Consider the following 15,789-nt stretch of genomic DNA (forward strand, 5'->3'; position numbering starts at 1 on the left):
CTTCGTCCGGTCAGGGTCTGTTCCGAGGCTATCGGCGCCCCGGTGCCGGCGTGCGCGGAACGCGCCAAGGCCGCCGCGCCGGCCGCCGCCGGCGGGGCTGCGGCGCGGGTGACCCGCTGCGGGCACGGCGGGCCGCGTGAGCCGGCGCTCGGGGCACGGCCGGGTGCTGAGCCGAACGAGCGTTAAGCTGAGCGGGTGGGAACCGACGAGCTGTACCCGCCGGCCCGGCTGGCCGCCGCGCAGCGCGCCACCGCCGCCGCCGGCCTGGACGCGCTGCTGCTCAGCCCCGGGTCGGATCTGCGCTACCTGACCGGCTACGACGCGCACGCCGGGGAGCGGCTCACCCTGCTGGTGCTGCTCGCCGAGGGGGACCCGACGCTGATCGTGCCCACCCTGGAACGCCCCGCCGCCGAGGCGTCCCCGGCACCGGCCACCGGCGTCCGCATCGTCGACCACGCCGACGGCACCGACCCGTACCCCCTGGTCACGGCCGCCCTCGGCGGGCCGGTCGCGGCGGTCGGCCTGGCCGACCGGATGTGGGCGGAGCAGGTCCTGGCGCTGCGCGCCGCGCTGCCGGGCGCGAGCCAGCGCCTCGCCTCCGAGGTGTTGCGCGAGCTGCGCATCCGCAAGTCCCCGGTGGAGGTCGCGGCCCTCGCCGAGGCGGGCGCCGCGATCGACGCGGTGCACGAGCGGATGGGGCAGTGGCTGCGGCCGGGGCGTACCGAGAGCGAGGTCGCCGCCGACATCGCCGCGGCGATCCGGGCCGCCGGGCACGTCACCGTCGACTTCGTCATCGTCGCCGCCGGCCCGAACGGCGCGAGCCCGCACCACGGCACCTCGGACCGACCGATCGGCGCCGGCGAGCCGGTGGTGGTGGACATCGGCGGCACGATGCCGTCGGGGTACCGCTCGGACTGCACCCGCACCTACGTCGCCGGCGGGCCCGCCCCGGCGGAGTTCACCGACTACTACGCGGTGCTGCACGCCGCCCAGCGTGCCGCCGTGGCCGCGGTACGCCCCGGCGTGAGCGCCGAGGCGGTCGACGCCGCCGCGCGCGACCTGATCGCCGACGCCGGCTACGGCGACGCGTTCCTGCACCGCACCGGTCACGGCATCGGGCTGGACGGCCACGAGGAGCCGTACGTGGTGACCGGCAACGGCCGGGCGCTGGAGCCGGGCATGGCCTTCTCGATCGAACCCGGGATCTACCTCGCCGGGCGGCACGGCGCCCGCATCGAGGACATCGTCGTCTGCACGACGGACGGCGTACGACGGCTCAACACCACCCCCACGGAGCTCATCGCGCTATGACTGTCGACCGGATCCTCCCCACCGACGAGGCCCACGACCTGCTGGACCTCGCCACCGAACTCGCCGACCGGGAACTCGCCCCCAGGGCCGCCGGCTCCGAGGAGCGCGCCGAGTTCCCCCGGGAGGTGCTGCGCACCCTGGGCCGGGCGGGCCTGCTCGGCCTGCCCTACCCGGAGGAGTACGGCGGGGCCGCCCAGCCGTACGAGGTGTACGTCCAGGTGCTCGAGATCCTGGCCAGCCGGTGGCTCGCGGTCGCCGAGGCGGTCAGCGTGCACACCCTGTCCTGCTACCCCCTCGCGCAGTACGGCACCGACGAGCAGCGCAAGCTGCTGCCCGACATGATCGGCGGGGAGCTGCTGGGCGCGTACTGCCTGTCGGAGCCGCAGGGTGGCTCGGACGCCGCCGCCCTGACCACGAAGGCCGTGCGCGACGGCGACACCTACGTCGTCACCGGCACCAAGGCGTGGATCACGCACGCCCGGGTGGCCGACTTCTACAACATCTTCTGCCGTACCGGCGGGCCTGGGCCGAAGGGCATCTCCTGCCTGCTGGCCGACCGGGCCACGCCGGGCATCCACCCGCAGGCGGCGGAGCGGACGATGGGCCTGCACGCCTCGCCGGTGGCGCAGATCGCCTTCGACGACGCGCGGGTGCCGGCCGACCGGCTGATCGGCGGGGAGGGGGCGGGCTTCACCATCGCGATGTCCGCGCTGGACTCGGGCCGGCTCGGCATCGCGGCGTGCGCGGTCGGCCTCGCCCAGGCGGCGCTGGACTACGCGGTCGCGTACGCGAAGGAGCGGCAGCAGTTCGGTCGGGCGATCATCGACTTCCAGGGGCTGGGCTTCATGCTCGCCGACCACGCCACCCAGATCTCGGCCGCGCGGGCGCTGATGCTGACCGCGGCGCGGCTGCGCGACGCCGGCCGGCCGTACTCGATCGAGGCGGCCAAGGCGAAGCTGTTCGCCACGGACGTGGCGATGCGGGTCACCACCGACGCGGTGCAGGTGCTCGGCGGTGCCGGCTACGTCAGCGACCACCCGGTCGAGCGGTACATGCGCGAGGCGAAGGTGCTGCAGATCGTCGAGGGCACCAACCAGATCCAGCGCCTGGTGATCTCCCGCGCGCTGGCGAAGGGCTGACGGTACGCGACGGGTCGGCCCGCCGGGCGTGACGGCCGGCGGGCCCCTCGTCGCACCGGCGGGGTTTTCCCGGTAGGTTGCTCGCCGTGGAGGAGATCGACCGCGCCATCGTCGCCGCGCTGACCGCCGACGGCCGGCTGTCGTACACGGACCTGGCGGAGAAGGTGGGCCTGTCGGTGTCCGCCGTGCACCAGCGGGTCCGCCGGCTGGAGCAGCGCCGTGTGATCAAGGGGTACGCGGCGCGCGTCTCCTTCGAGGCCCTGGACCTGCCGTTGACGGCGTTCGTGGCGATCCGGCCGTTCGACCCGTCGCAGCCGGACGACGCGCCGGAGCGGCTGGCCCACCTGCCGGAGATCGACTCCTGCTACTCGGTGGCGGGGGAGGACTTCTACCTGTTGCTGGTGCGGGTGGCCGGCCCGGCGGACCTGGAGCGGGTGCTCCAGGAGATTCGCACGTCGGCGAACGTGACCACCCGTACGACGGTGGTGCTGTCCACGCCGTACGAGAACCGGCCGCCGAAGATCAGTGGCGAGCCGCCGTCTCGGTCGCGGGGATGGGCGGCGGGGGAGGCGGCTGGTTCCACCGCAGGATGACCTGCCGGCCGTGTTCGTGGCCGAGGACGCTGACGGTGGCGGTGTCGAGCCGCAGCCGGCCGCCGGCGACGGGCGGCAGGCCGATCCACCGCGCGCCGGCGATGCGCAGGCTGTGCGCGTGGCCGACCAGTGCGACCGGGCCGTGCTCGAGCAGCGGGGTGACCCGCGCGAGGACCCGGTCCAGCCGGGCGGCCACCTGGTCGGGTGACTCGCCGCCGGGGGCGCCGTCGGTCCAGATCGACCAGTCGGGCCGGTCCTCGCGGATCTCGGCCGTGGTGCGGCCTTCGTACTCGCCGTAGTGCCATTCGGCGAGGTCCTCGTCGACCCGGGCGTCGGTGAGCCCGGCGAGCTGGGCGGTGCGCAGGGCCCGGGCGCGGGGACTGGTGAGCACCGCGACGAACCGCCGGCCGGCGAGGAGTTCGCCGAGCGCGCGGGCCTGCCGCTCACCGTCGGGGGTCAGCGCGAGATCGGTGTACGAGGTGTGCCGGTGGCTGGCGCTCCAGGTGGTCTCGCCGTGCCGGATGAGGAGGATCTCGCCCATTCGCCCAGTCAACCACCCGTTCTGGCCGGTCCGCACCGCGACGCCGACCCGCCTCAGGCTATCTTCCTAGGACGCCTTACACGACGTGCGGACGGTCACCGCGGCCCGGCATGGCCACCGACGAGGCGGGAACCCGTTGCGGAAGGCCGAACTCGACCGAGGGGAGCGGAGATGAGCTTCGCCGACAAGGCCAGGAGCAAGGTCGACGAGTTGACCGGCGTCGCCAAGGAACGCATCGGCGACGCGACGCACAACGAGCGGATGCGCGCCGAGGGCGCGACGCAGCAGAGCGACGCGCGGGCCCGGCAGGCGGGCGAGCACGCCAAGCAGGCGGGTCGTGACGTGAAGAGCGCGGTCAAGCGCTGACGGCCGGCACGACGGGCCCCGGGGCGACTACCCCCGGGGCCCGTCGCCGCGTCCGGGTACGTCGGGGTACCGGCTCACCGTCGGGCGGTAGGGTGGCTGTCCGTGACCGTGGCGCGTTCCCTGGTGTTGTTCGTGCTGGCCGCGCTGGCCGAGATCGGTGGCGCGTGGCTGGTGTGGCAGGGCTGGCGGGAGCACCGCGGCCTGTGGTGGGTGGCGGCGGGGGTGCTGGCCCTGGGCGCCTACGGGTTCGTGGCGACGTTCCAGCCGGATCCGCACTTCGGGCGGATCCTGGCCGCGTACGGGGGCGTGTTCGTGGCGGGCTCGCTGGTGTGGGGCGTGCTGGTGGACGGGTTCCGCCCGGACCGGTGGGACCTGGTGGGCGCGGCGATCTGCCTGGTCGGTGTCGCAGTGATCATGTACGCGCCACGCGGCTGACCGGCGCGCCGGGGCGGTGCCCGTCGATCCGCAGCATCACGACCATCAGGGCGATCACGACGCCGAGGTGCAGGGCTGAGTTGACGCTCGCGCCGACGGGTGTGGTGGCCAGCACGAGCGCGGCGGTGGCGAGGCGGCTGCCGGTGCGCCCGACGCCGACCGTGTGGCGGAGGTCGGCGATGGCGGCGAGGAACAGGGCCACGCCGGCGGTGAGGGCGAGCGCGGACGGCCAGCCGGCCGGGGTGTCGGGGTGGGCGACCACAGCGTGCAGGCCGGTGGCGGTGGCGATGATGCCGAGCAGCAGGACGAAGTGGGTGAGGATGTAGACGCGGGCGGACAGGCGTGCTCGCCCTGCAGGGTCGGCGTGTTCGAGGGCTGCCTCGCCGGCTGCGGTGTCGGTGAAGTAGGTCCACCAGAGGGTGGCCGGAAGGGCGAGGGCCATCACGACGGCGCCGGCGACGGCGGGGCTGATGTGGTCCAGCGGGGCGCCCATGCCGATGGCGACGACGGTCTCACCGAGGGCGACGATGACGAGCAGGCCGTGCCGTTCGACGAAGTGGGCGGGGCGGATGTGGAAGCTGGCGGCGGCGCCGAGCCAGGAGCGACCGGGCAGCAGGTAGGGCAGGACGGTCTGGGTGAAGATGGCGGCGACCCAGAGGACCGGCACGGCGGGTCCGGTGAGCAGGCCGGCGGCGAGGATGAGGGCGGCGGCGCCGAGGTTGTACGGGGCGAGACGGCGGACGCCGGCCCGGGCGGTGCTCTGGCTGAACAGGCCGAGGTGGACGGTGACCACGATCAGGTAACCGATGCCGAAGAGCAGGCCGCTGCCGGTGAAGGCGTCGGGGATGGCGACGGCGGTGAGGAGGAAGCCGGCCATGCCGCCGAAGAGGAGGAGTTTGCGGGCGGGGCGGCGGGGTGGGACGTGGTTGGTGAGCCAGGCGTAGCCGCTGTAGAGGTACCAGAGCAGGCCGAGGATCAGGACGGTCTGGCCGACGCCGGTCCAGTTGAGGTCGTGCTCCAGCAGGTCGGCGAGTTGGGTGACGGTGAGGACGAAGACGACGTCGAAGAAGATTTCGACGGGGGTGGCCCGGTCGGCGACGTCGGTGTCGGTGTTCTGGTCGCGGCGCTCTCTGGGCATGGCGTGACGTTAGCCGTTGGCGGCGGCCGGGCGAGGGCGGACAGGACGATCACCCCCGGGTCGCGCGGGGCGACGCCGGGGGTGATCGGGGAGCGGGCGGGTCAGTCGTCGCGGTGGGCGTCCCACCAGGCCTGGCCGGCCTCGGGCAGGGTGTCGATCGGGTCGTAGTAGGCGTACCGCTTGTTGAGGGCCTCCAGGTCGGCGGACTCGATGGAGGTGCGGTAGTTCTTGGTCCAGTACGAGATGCCGCGGTCGCGGTCGTACTCGGTGAGCATGTGGACCCAGCGCTTGCCGACGAAGGGGACGTCGCAGACGATGCGCGGGGTGGCGTAGCCGGGCAGGTAGCCCATGATGTCGTGCTGGAGTTGCTGGGCGTGCCAGACCGGGACCCGCCAGTGTTCGGCGTTGGGGATCATGTCGCACATGTAGAAGTAGTACGGCAGGATCCCGGCTTCGCCCTGCAGGGCGAAGCAGAGGTCGAGCAGGTCGGGGGCGGTGGCGTTGACGCCGCGCATGAGGACGCCCTGGTTGCGGACGTCGCGGACGCCGACGTCGAGGGCGGTCTGGGCGGCCTTGGCGACCAGCGGGGTGAGCGACTGGGCGTGGTTGACGTGGGTGTGGATGGCGAGGTTGACGCCACGTCGGGCGGCGGTGCGCGCGACCCGTTCGAGGCCTTCGACGACGTCGGGCTGGAGCCAGTGCTGCGGCAGGCCCATGAGGGCCTTGGTGGCGAGCCGGATGTCGCGGACGGTCTCGATGTCGAGGAGCCGCATCAGGTAGGACTCGAGGTTGCGCCACGGCACGTTGGCGACGTCGCCGCCGGAGACGACCACGTCGCGGACGCCGGGGTGGGCCTTGAGGTAGGTGATGTGGGCGTCGTAGCGGTCGACGGGCTTGAGGGTGAGCTTGAGCTTGTCGACGGCGGGGGTGGAGTTGCCGACCAGGTCCATGCGGGTGCAGTGGCCGCAGTACTGCGGGCAGGTGGAGAGCAGTTCGGCGAGGACCTTGGTGGGGTAGCGGTGGGTGAGGCCTTCGGCGACCCACATGTCGTGCTCGTGGAGGCTGTCGCGGCTGGCGTAGGGGTGTGAGGGCCAGTCGGTGCGCCGGTCGGAGGCGACGGGGATCATGTAGCGCCGGATGGGGTCGGCGTAGAGCGCCTCGGTGGTCATCGGCGCGAACGGGACCATGGTGTTGAGCATCTGCGGCGGCACCAGCATGGACATGGTGGCCAGGGCCTTCTGGTCGGCCTCGAGGTCGGCGTAGAAGGTCTCGTCGACGAGGTCGCCGAGGACGGCGCGGAGCTGCTTGATGTTCTTGACGCAGTTGACGCGCTGCCACTGGGCGCTCTCCCACTGGTCGCGGGTGACGTGGCGCCAGCCGGGGAAGCGGGTCCAGTCGGGCTCGACGAGGGGGGCGCGGCGGTATTCGTACGGCTGTCCGGCGGTGGGGGTGGGGGCCGGCGCGTGCTGGGGCGCGGGGATGGCCTCCACCGGGTGGGTCTGGGTCACGTCCCCCTCCTCGTGGGTGTGGTGCGGGCGATCAACGGTCACGTACGCTACTGGAAAATATCCGGTGAAGGAATTAGTCTGCCGGAAGTTTTCCCGCTACGCGAGTCCTGGCCGGGGCTTCGAGCGGTCGGAGAGGGAGGTCGGCGTGACGTCACCGGTGGGTCTGCACCGCGTTCTGGAGCCGGCGGGCGTGCTGCCGCAGGCGGCGTGGCGGCTGGACGCGAGTCCGGAGATCGCGCCGAACGAGGTGCGGATCCGGGTGGAGCGGCTGAACCTGGACGCCGCGAGCTTCCGGCAGTTGTCGGAGAAGCACGGCGGCGACGGGGAGAAGGTCCGCGCCGAGGTGCTGGAGATCGTGTCGACCCGGGGGAAGATGCAGAACCCGGTGACCGGTTCGGGCGGCATGCTCATCGGCACGGTGGAGGAGGTGGGCCGGCGGTCGCCGCTCGGGCTCACCGCGGGGGACCGGGTGGCGACGCTGGTGTCGCTCACGCTGACGCCGCTGCGGATCCTCGACGGGCTGGCCCGGTGGGACGGGCGCAGCGAGCAGGTGCCGTGCGACGGGTACGCGATCCTGTTCGCCCGGTCGATCGCGGCGGTGCTGCCGTCGGACCTGCACCCGGAGCTGTCCCTGGCCGTGCTGGACGTGTGCGGGGCGCCGGCGCTGACCGCGCGGGTGGTGCGGCGATACGTGGCCGGCCGGGCGCGCGAGGGGGACGCCCGGCCGGTCAGCGTGGCGGTGATCGGTGGCGCCGGCAAGAGCGGGTCGCTGTCGCTCGCGGCGGCGCGGCGGGCGGGCGCCGGGCGTACGGTCGGGGTGGTTCCGGTGGACGCGGAGCGCGACGCGCTGGCGGCGGCGGGGGTGGCTGACGTGGTGGCGTTGGCCGACGCCCGGGATCCGGTGGGGCTGTCGACGGCGGTGACGTCGGCGCTGGGGGCGCCGGCGGACGTGACCGTGGTGTGCGTGGACGTGCCGGGTTGTGAGCACGGGGCGGTGCTGGCCACGGCCGACGGCGGCACGGTGATCTTCTTCTCGATGGCGACGAGTTTCGCGGCGGCGGCGCTGGGCGCGGAGGGTCTGGCGGCGGACGTGACGATGCTGGTGGGCAACGGGTACGTGCCGGGTCACGCGGAGTTCGCGCTGGATGTGCTGCGTGCCGAGCCGGGGGTGCGCCGGCTGTTCGAGGCGCGGTTGGCGGCAGACTGAGTGCCATGACGAACCCCTCGACTCTGTACCGCGGTGGTGTGCTGCACTGTCCCGCCGACCCGGGCGCGACGGCCCTGCTGGTGTCCGGTGGCCGGATCGCCTGGCTGGGGTCGGACGCGGACGCGCCGTCCGCCGACCGGGTGGTGGACCTGGCCGGGGCGTTGGTGACGCCGGCGTTCGTGGACGCGCACGTGCACGCCACGGACACCGGGCTGGCGTTGTCGGGGCTGGACGTGTCCGGGGTGCGGTCGGCGGCGGAGCTGCTGGATGCGGTGGCGGTGTTCGCCGGTGGTCTGCCGGCGGACGCGGTGGTGCTGGGGCACGGCTGGGACGAGTCGAGCTGGCCGGTGCCGCGGCCGCCGGACGCCGACGAGGTGGACCGGGCGGCCGGGGGTCGGCGGGTGTACCTGTCGCAGGCGTCGATCCACTCGGCGCTGGTGTCGCGGGCGTTGCTGGCGGCGCGCTCGGAGGTGGTGGCCGCGGCGGGGTACGACGCGTCGGGGTGGCTGCGGCGGGACGCGCACCACGTGGTGCGGGCGGCGGCGTTCGGGTCGGTGAGCCGGGCGCAGCGGGTCGCGGCGCAGCGGGTGGCCCTCGAGCACGCGGCGTCGCTGGGCATCGCGGCGGTGCACGAGTGCGGCGGTCCGGAGATCTCCGACGAGGAGGACTTCACCGGCCTGCTGGCGGTCTCCGGTGCGGGCGTGCCGGAGGTGTACGGGTACTGGGGTGAGCTGGGCGGCGCGGCGCGGGCCCGGGAGCTGGGCGCGGCGGGCGCCGGTGGGGACCTGTTCGCGGACGGGGCGTTGGGGGCGCGGACGGCGCACGTGTCGGCGGCGTACCTGGACGGGGACGGCTGCGGGCACGGGTACCTGTCGGCGGAGCAGGTGCGCGACCACCTGCTGGACTGCGCGGCGCACGGCTTGCAGGGCGGGTTCCACGCGATCGGGGACGCGGCGATCTCGACGGTGCTCGACGGGTTCGCGGCGGCGGCGGAGAAGCTCGGCACGGACCGGGTGCGGGCGGCGCGGCACCGGGTCGAGCACGCGGAGATCATGAGCAAGCGGCTGATCGCCGGGTTCGTGGAGTACGGGATCGTCGCGTCGATGCAGCCGGCGTTCGACCGGTTGTGGGGCGGGGCGGGCCGCATGTACGAGTCGCGGCTGGGCCTTCAGCGGTCGTTGGAGTCGAACCCGATGGGGGCGATGCACTCCGTCGGGGTGGCGTTGGCGTTCGGGTCGGACTCGCCGGTGACGCCGTTGGACCCGTGGGGGTCGGTGCGGGCGGCGGCCGCGCACCACAACCCGGCGCAGCGGATGAGCGTGCGGGCGGCGTTCGCCGCGCACACGCGCGGCGGGTGGCGGGCGGTGCACCTGGACGCCGAGGGGGTCCTCGCGTTGGGGGCGCCGGCGACGTTCGCGGTGTGGGACACCCCGGCCGGCGTGGAGCGGGGGCTGCCGGTGTTGCAGTCCGACGACCCGGAGGCGCGCGGCCCGGAGGATCCGACGCCGCTGCCGGTGTGCCGGCGCACGGTGCTGCGCGGTGCGGTGATCTATGAGGAAGGTAGTTCGTGACAGGCAAGCTTGACCTGGATCCGGCGCTGGTGGCGCGGGCGAGGGCGCTGGCGGCCCGCGCCGGGGCGCCGGTGGTGGAGTTGGCGCGCAGCCACACGACGGTGTCGGTGGAGCGGGCGGTGCTGCGGCTGGCCGGGGTGACCGGCGCGGACCCGGACGGCATCCCGTGGGTGAACCGCCTGGTGGACGCGGTGGTGGCCGACGTGGGTCTGGGGCACGGGGTGGCGGCGCCGGTGTTCGACGCCCTGGCCCGGGAGCAGATCACCGACGTGACGCTGCTGGCGCAGAAGGCCGCCGCAGGGTCGGTGCGGTTCGTGCAGCCGACCGGGAAGGCGGCGACCGCCGCGCGCCGGGCCGCCCGGAGGGCGGTCGCCGCCGGGATCCGGCAGATCGACCGGCGGCGGGCCGAGCGCGAGCGCCTGGTGAAGCGGTACGGGGATCCGCGGCAGCGGCCGTGGATCTACCTGATCGTGGCGACCGGGGACATCTACGAGGACATCCCGCAGGCGCAGGCCGCCGCGCGGGCGGGGGCGGACGTGATCGCGGTGATCCGCTCCACCGGGCAGTCGCTGCTGGACTACGTGCCCGAGGGCGCCACCCGGGAGGGGTTCGCCGGCACGTACGCCACGCAGGAGAACTTCCGGCTGATGCGGGCGGCGCTGGACTCCTCGTCGAAGGAACTGGGCCGGTACGTGCGGCTGACGAACTACGCGTCGGGGCTGTGCATGCCGGAGATGGCGACCCTGGCCGGCCTGGAACGGCTGGACATGATGCTCAACGACTCGATGTACGGGATCCTGTTCCGCGACATCAACCCGATCCGCACGTTCGTCGACCAGCGGTTCTCCCGGCAGGTGCACGCCCGGGCCGGGATCATCATCAACACCGGTGAGGACAACTACCTGACCACCGCCGACGCGGTGGACGAGGCGCACACGGTGACGGTGTCGCAGCTGCTCAACGAGTACTTCGCGCACGAGGCGGGCCTGGCGGACTGGCAGCTGGGGCTGGGGCACGCGTTCGAGATCAACCCGGACCTGCCGGAGTCGTTCCGCCTGGAGTTGGCGCACGCGCTGCTGGCGCGGGAGCTGTTCCCCGACGCGCCGCTGAAGTGGATGCCGCCGACGAAGCACATGACCGGCGACGTGTTCCGCGGCAACCTGCTCGACGGGTTCTTCAACCTGGTCGGCACCATGACCGGGCAGGGCATCCTGCTGGTCGGCATGATGACCGAGGCGGTGGTGACGCCGTGGCTGTCCGACCGGGACATCGCCCTGCAGAACGTGCGGTACGTGCTGGGCGCGGCGGGCGGGCTGCACGAGGACTTCGTTCCCGCGCCGGGCGGGTTCATCCAGCAGCGCGCCCACCGGGTGCTCGGCGAGGCGGTGGAGCTGCTGGAGCGCATCGGCGACCAGTCGCTGCTCACCGCGATCGCCGAGGGCACGTTCGGGATCATGAAGCGGCCCGCCGACCGGGGCAAGGGCCTCGACGGGGTCGCGTCGCACGAGGCCGACTACTACAACCCGGCCACCGAGATCCTGGAAGGAGACCGCGCGTGACGGCCCCGGCGGAGAAGAAGATCGTCCGGCCGTACGGGGACACCACCGGCGACGGCATGGTGCAGGTGTCGTTCACGCTGCCGGTGCCGCACGACAAGCGGGCCGAGGGCGCGGCGGTCCAGCTCGCCGGGAAGATGGGCATCGACCCGGCGATGCTGGTGCACGCCAAGCCCATCGGCGACGGGTTCACCTTCTTCGTCGTGTACGGGCGGGTGAACCACCTGGTGGACCTGTCCGCGGTGCAGGTGATGGAGCGGCACTTCCCGCTGCTGTCCGCCAAGGAGGTCAACGCCGTCGTCAAGGGGAAGCTGCGGCGCAAGCTGTCCGTGGTGGGGGCGTGCATCGGCACCGACGCGCACACCGTCGGCATCGACGCGATCCTCAACGTCAAGGGCATCGCGGGGGAGAAGGGCCTGGAGTACTACCGGGAGCTGAAGGTCACCAACCTGGGTGCCCAGGTGAGCGTGCCGGAGCTGGTGGAGGCCGCCCGTGCCGAGCGGGCCGACGCGGTGCTCGTGTCGCAGGTGGTCACCCAGCGCGACGCGCACCTGCACAACACGCGGGAGATGTCGGCGGCGTTCCGGGAGGCCATGCCCGCGGGGCGTCGGCCGCTGCTGATCGTCGGCGGGCCCCGCTTCGACGAGACGATGGCCGCCGAGTTGGGCGTCGACCGGATCTTCGGTCGGGGCACCACCCCCGGCGAGGTGGCGTCGTACCTGGTGCACGCCCTGATCACGGACCGGAAGGCGAAGGCATGAGTGACCCACGGCTCGGTGTGACGGTGACGCACCGCCGGTATGTGCCGTACTCCCACGCCCACTACGCGGGGAACCTGGTCGACGGCGCGTACGCGCTGGGCCTGTTCGGGGACGTCGCGACGGAGGTGTGCATCCGCACCGACGGCGACGAGGGACTGTTCGCGTCCTACTCGGACGTGCAGTTCACGGCGCCGATGAAGGCCGGCGACGTCCTGGAGGTGACCGCCACGGTCACCCGGGTGGGCACCCGCAGCCGCACCATCGACTTCGAGGCGCGGGTGGTGTGCCGGGGCCGCCCCGACAAGGGGGAGTCGTCGGCCGCCGAGGTTCTCGACCCGCCGATCGTGGCGGTCACCGCCACCGGCACCGTGGTCGTACCCCCGGCGGCGTGAACGTCGCCGTCTGCGCCGACGTCGGCTCCACGTACACGAAGGTGGCGGTGGTCGACCTCGACGGCGGTGGCCTGGTCGCGGCGGCGGCTGCCCCCACCACGGTCGCCAGCGACGTGCTGCACGGCCTCGACGCGGCCGTCGCCGCGGCCACCGTCGGCCTGCCGGCCCGCGACGCGCCTTGGTACGTGTGCTCCTCCGCCGGTGGTGGGCTGCGGCTGGCGGTCATCGGGTACGAGCATCTCGTCACCGCGCAGGCCGGCCGGCGGGTCGGCCTGTCCGCCGGGGCGAACGTGGTGCACGTGGCCGCGGGGCGGCTCGGCGCTCCCGAGCTGGCGGCGCTGCGGGCCGCCCGCCCCGACGTGGTGCTGCTCGTCGGCGGCACCGACGGCGGCGACGCGGACACGCTCACGCACAACGCGTCCCGGCTGGCGAAGGCCCGCTGGCGGGTGCCGGTCGTGCTCGCCGGCAACGCCGACGTCCGCGACGACCTGCACGCCCTGCTCACCGCCGCGAAGGTGCCGGTCACGGTCGCCGACAACGTGCTGCCCCGCATCGGGGTGCTCGCCCCCACGGGGGCGCGGGCGGCGATCCGGGAGGTGTTCCTGCGGCACGTCATCGGCGGCAAGCGGCTGTCGCGCGGTCCCCGCTTCCCGCGGCTGGTGCGGGCGGCCACCCCCGACGCGGTGCTCACCGGGGTGGAGGTGCTCGCCGACGCCCTCGGCGGGGACCTGGCGGTCGTCGACGTCGGCGGCGCCACCACGGACGTGTACTCGGTGCTCACCCCCGACGAACGGGAGACCGGCCCGGCTCGGGAGGTCACCGGCAGCCTGTGGCGGGCCCGCACCGTCGAGGGGGACCTGGGGATGCGGTGGAGCGCCCCCGGGGTCGTCCGGGCGGCCGTGGAGGAACGGCTCGTCGACGCCGCCGAGGCCGACGCGCTGACCGGCGCCGCGCACGCCCGGGCCGCCGATCCCGGTTTCCTGCCCGGCGACGCGGCCGAGCGGGCCGTCGACGCCCGGATCGCCGCCCTGGCCGCGACGGTGGCGCTGCGACGGCACGCCCGCGGCGCGGCCACCGGGGAACGCGCCGGCCGGGACCTGCGGGAGGTGAAGCTGCTCGTCGGTTCCGGCGGGGTGCTGCGCCACGCCCCGCCCGCCGACGCCGCCGCCGTGCTCGCGGCGGTGCTCGCCGACCACGCCGGCGGGTGGCCGCTGCCCCGCGCCGCCCGGCCCGTCGTCGACGTCGACTACGTCCTGGCCGCCGCCGGCCTGCTCGCCGCCGACCACCCCGAGGCGGCCCGCGCCCTCGCGCTGCGGCTGCACGGAAGGGCCCCCTGTTAACGCCTGGCGTCGTACAAGGGGCCCCCGTTAACACCCAGCCGGTCCGGCGGTCAGCTCCGTCCGCCGGCCGGCACCGTCACAGCGACCCGCGCCGCCACGGGCCGGTGATCGCGAACGTGATGCCCGGGCTCTGCACGTTGACGAACAGCCAGTTGCCGTTGCGCGGCTCGAACGTCGACCCGCACCACTCCGACCCGGAGTAGTCACCCGCCGGCACCGACCTGCCGGGCACCCCACCGGCCGGGATCACCACCTGGTTCAGGGCGAACGGGAAGATCTCCCCGTCGGTGGTGAGGCCGTGCAGGTACTCGCCGGAGCTGCCGTCCTCGCACAGCACGATGCCGCCACGCGGGCTGACGCAGATGTTGTCCGGGTTGTTCAGCACCGTCGCGTCGGGGGAGGCGAACAGCACCCGCATCCGCTCGGCCGCCGGGTCGTACTCGAAGACCTGCCCCTGCCCGGCCGGGCCGCCGCTGGTCGACACGACGTAGATCCGTTCGTTGCCGTACCAGGCGCCCTCCAGGCGGCGGAACACCGCCGCGCCCTTCGCCGCGCCCTGCCGCACCGGCGACACCTCGCCCGGCGCGTAGTCCGGGTTGTCGATCGTCACCCACGTCAGTTCCCGGTACTCGGTTCCCGTGCCGTCGGCGTAGGTGGAGTACGAGGAGCCGTCCCCGGTTGGGATCACCAGCATCTGCAGCACCCCGCCCGCGGCCAGCTCACCCGGGGTGGCCGGCAGGAACCGGTACAGGCCCGACGGGGTGGCGTCCTCGGTGAGGTAGACGATGCCGGTGGCCGGGTCCACGGCGACCGCCTCGTGGCTGAACCGGCCCATCTGCCGCAGCGGCCGCGGGTCACCCTTGCCGGTGTGCGGCACCTCGAACACGTACCCGTGGCGGGTGCCGTCCGGGCCGATCTCGGTGGTCTCCTCGCACGTCAGCCACGTCCCCCAGGGAGTGGGGCCGCCGGCGCAGTTGCGGATCGTCCCGGACAGGGTCGCCCACGAGCCGAGGAACTCCCCGGCGTCCGGGTCGAACACCACCGTCGTGGTGCCGCCGGTGGCGGCCGGGTTGTAGGCGGGAGTGGTGAACGCGCCGGTGTAGCCGCCGCGCTCGTGGTTGCGGACCAGGGAGACCAAGCCGTCCGGGCGGCGGAACGCGGCCATGCCGTCGTGGGCGCCGGGGGTGCGTACGCCGTCGGACATCACGTCACCGGTCCAGCCGTAGCTCACGTACTCGAAGCCGCGGGGCAGGCGCAGCAGCTCCAGGCCCGTGGCGGCGTCCTTGACCGGGTACAGCGGGCCGTAGTCGGGGCTGGCGGACAGCTTCGCCAGCGGGGCGGCGCCGGCGGTGCGGGCGCCGAGGGCGTCCAGCGGGCCGAGTGCGGCCAGCGCCGCCGCGGTCACCCCGCCGCGCAGCAGTCCCCGCCGGTCCATGCCGTTCACAGGTGTCACATCGACCTCCAGGAATCGGGTGTGTCGGCCCCAACGGTAGGAGCGGCAGCGACGGCCGTCACCGGATGCGGTGTGAACCTCAGCCGAACGCCACCCCAGCGCACGGCGACGGGACTCGCCGACGCGACACGCCGATGCGGCCGCCGCGACTCGTCGGGGGTGGGTTGACAGCGCCCCGGGGGGAGCACGTACCGTCTTTGAGTCCTACTACGGGAAGCGGCTGTTGTTCGCTTCGCCCCTTCGTCCGCTGGCCGAGCGACACGAGCACTCGTCGCGGCGGCCAGGTCCAGCGGGCGGGGGTCGGCGGGGCGGCGCGAACCGGCCGCGGTTACCGGTGTACGGGCAGGATGAGGGGCACGGCCAGTAGACAACGGCCAGGCGGGGACAGCCAGTCCAGCGTCGGGTCGGTCCGAAGGTCGGCGCGCCGCATCCTCGCCCCACCGGCCGGGAAGGGCCTGGGAGCATCGGGGCGCGGCGC

At 74.0% G+C, this 15,789-nt stretch carries 15 protein-coding genes; 11 read left to right on the top strand and 4 right to left on the bottom strand.

Annotation, left to right across the window (positions count from 1 at the left end; all coding sequences use genetic code 11):
• Positions 1-195: 195 nt before the first annotated feature.
• The 3 genes from ACTMS0_RS24405 (at position 196) to ACTMS0_RS24415 (ending at position 3,043) form a co-directional block, all read left to right on the top strand.
• On the top strand, positions 196-1,311 hold the full coding sequence (locus ACTMS0_RS24405; protein WP_441157587.1) for a M24 family metallopeptidase: 1,116 nt from the start codon (positions 196-198) through the stop codon (positions 1,309-1,311).
• Positions 1,308-2,450 carry an acyl-CoA dehydrogenase family protein gene (locus ACTMS0_RS24410; RefSeq protein ID WP_441157588.1) on the top strand — a complete coding sequence of 381 codons (1,143 nt, stop codon included), beginning with the start codon at positions 1,308-1,310 and terminating at the stop codon, positions 2,448-2,450. The genes ACTMS0_RS24405 and ACTMS0_RS24410 overlap by 4 nt, the downstream gene beginning before the upstream one ends.
• Positions 2,451-2,536: 86 nt before the next feature.
• The gene (locus ACTMS0_RS24415; protein WP_441157589.1) at positions 2,537-3,043 is read left to right on the top strand and encodes an Lrp/AsnC family transcriptional regulator; all 507 of its coding nucleotides are present in this window, start codon (positions 2,537-2,539) and stop codon (positions 3,041-3,043) included.
• On the opposite strand, the gene ACTMS0_RS24420 is transcribed toward ACTMS0_RS24415, so the two are convergent.
• On the bottom strand, positions 2,973-3,584 hold the full coding sequence (locus tag ACTMS0_RS24420; protein ID WP_441157590.1) for a histidine phosphatase family protein: 612 nt from the start codon (positions 3,582-3,584) through the stop codon (positions 2,973-2,975). The genes ACTMS0_RS24415 and ACTMS0_RS24420 overlap by 71 nt on opposite strands.
• A 171-nt stretch (positions 3,585-3,755) precedes the next feature.
• Here ACTMS0_RS24420 and ACTMS0_RS24425 point away from each other — a divergent pair, with 171 nt between their 5' ends.
• Positions 3,756-3,950, top strand: coding sequence for a CsbD family protein (locus ACTMS0_RS24425; protein WP_441157591.1), 195 nt, complete (start codon positions 3,756-3,758; stop codon positions 3,948-3,950).
• A 102-nt stretch (positions 3,951-4,052) separates the two neighbouring features.
• Positions 4,053-4,385, top strand: a complete 333-nt coding sequence (locus ACTMS0_RS24430) for a YnfA family protein (protein WP_155332247.1) — start codon at positions 4,053-4,055, stop codon at positions 4,383-4,385.
• On the opposite strand, the gene ACTMS0_RS24435 is transcribed toward ACTMS0_RS24430, so the two are convergent.
• Together ACTMS0_RS24435 and ACTMS0_RS24440 are read right to left on the bottom strand one after the other, a co-directional pair.
• Complete coding sequence (locus ACTMS0_RS24435; protein WP_441157592.1) at positions 4,363-5,523, bottom strand: low temperature requirement protein A; 1,161 nt, start codon at positions 5,521-5,523, stop codon at positions 4,363-4,365. The genes ACTMS0_RS24430 and ACTMS0_RS24435 overlap by 23 nt on opposite strands.
• Positions 5,524-5,624: 101 nt before the next feature.
• Positions 5,625-7,031: a KamA family radical SAM protein gene (locus tag ACTMS0_RS24440; RefSeq protein WP_441157684.1), complete on the bottom strand. Its 1,407-nt coding sequence runs from the start codon at positions 7,029-7,031 to the stop codon at positions 5,625-5,627.
• Between the two features lie 157 nt (positions 7,032-7,188).
• On the opposite strand from ACTMS0_RS24440, the gene ACTMS0_RS24445 reads away from it, so the two are divergent.
• Genes ACTMS0_RS24445 through ACTMS0_RS24470 form a run of 6 tightly spaced genes read left to right on the top strand, consistent with a single transcriptional unit; the run spans position 7,189 to position 13,858 of the window.
• Positions 7,189-8,238 (top strand): zinc-binding alcohol dehydrogenase, encoded by a 1,050-nt coding sequence (locus tag ACTMS0_RS24445; protein ID WP_441157685.1) that lies wholly within the window; start codon positions 7,189-7,191, stop codon positions 8,236-8,238.
• Positions 8,239-8,243: 5 nt separating this feature from the next.
• A complete protein-coding gene (locus tag ACTMS0_RS24450; protein ID WP_441157593.1) occupies positions 8,244-9,809 on the top strand; it encodes an amidohydrolase in 1,566 nt (521 codons plus the stop codon).
• Positions 9,806-11,368, top strand: a complete 1,563-nt coding sequence (locus ACTMS0_RS24455) for a lysine 5,6-aminomutase subunit alpha (RefSeq protein WP_441157594.1) — start codon at positions 9,806-9,808, stop codon at positions 11,366-11,368. The genes ACTMS0_RS24450 and ACTMS0_RS24455 overlap by 4 nt, the downstream gene beginning before the upstream one ends.
• Positions 11,365-12,126: an OAM dimerization domain-containing protein gene (locus ACTMS0_RS24460; protein WP_441157595.1), complete on the top strand. Its 762-nt coding sequence runs from the start codon at positions 11,365-11,367 to the stop codon at positions 12,124-12,126. Before ACTMS0_RS24455 ends, ACTMS0_RS24460 begins: the two co-directional genes overlap by 4 nt.
• A complete protein-coding gene (locus ACTMS0_RS24465) occupies positions 12,123-12,518 on the top strand; it encodes a hotdog domain-containing protein (RefSeq protein WP_441157596.1) in 396 nt (131 codons plus the stop codon). The genes ACTMS0_RS24460 and ACTMS0_RS24465 overlap by 4 nt, the downstream gene beginning before the upstream one ends.
• Positions 12,515-13,858, top strand: a complete 1,344-nt coding sequence (locus ACTMS0_RS24470) for a glutamate mutase L (protein WP_441157597.1) — start codon at positions 12,515-12,517, stop codon at positions 13,856-13,858. The genes ACTMS0_RS24465 and ACTMS0_RS24470 overlap by 4 nt, the downstream gene beginning before the upstream one ends.
• Before the next feature lie 76 nt (positions 13,859-13,934).
• Here ACTMS0_RS24470 and ACTMS0_RS24475 read toward each other — a convergent pair whose 3' ends face one another.
• Entirely contained in the window at positions 13,935-15,311 is a 1,377-nt protein-coding gene (locus ACTMS0_RS24475) for a PhoX family protein (RefSeq protein WP_441157598.1), read from the bottom strand.
• Positions 15,312-15,789: the final 478 nt, after the last annotated feature.

Source organism: Micromonospora sp. H33, from assembly GCF_052068455.1.
Taxonomy (GTDB): domain Bacteria; phylum Actinomycetota; class Actinomycetes; order Mycobacteriales; family Micromonosporaceae; genus Micromonospora.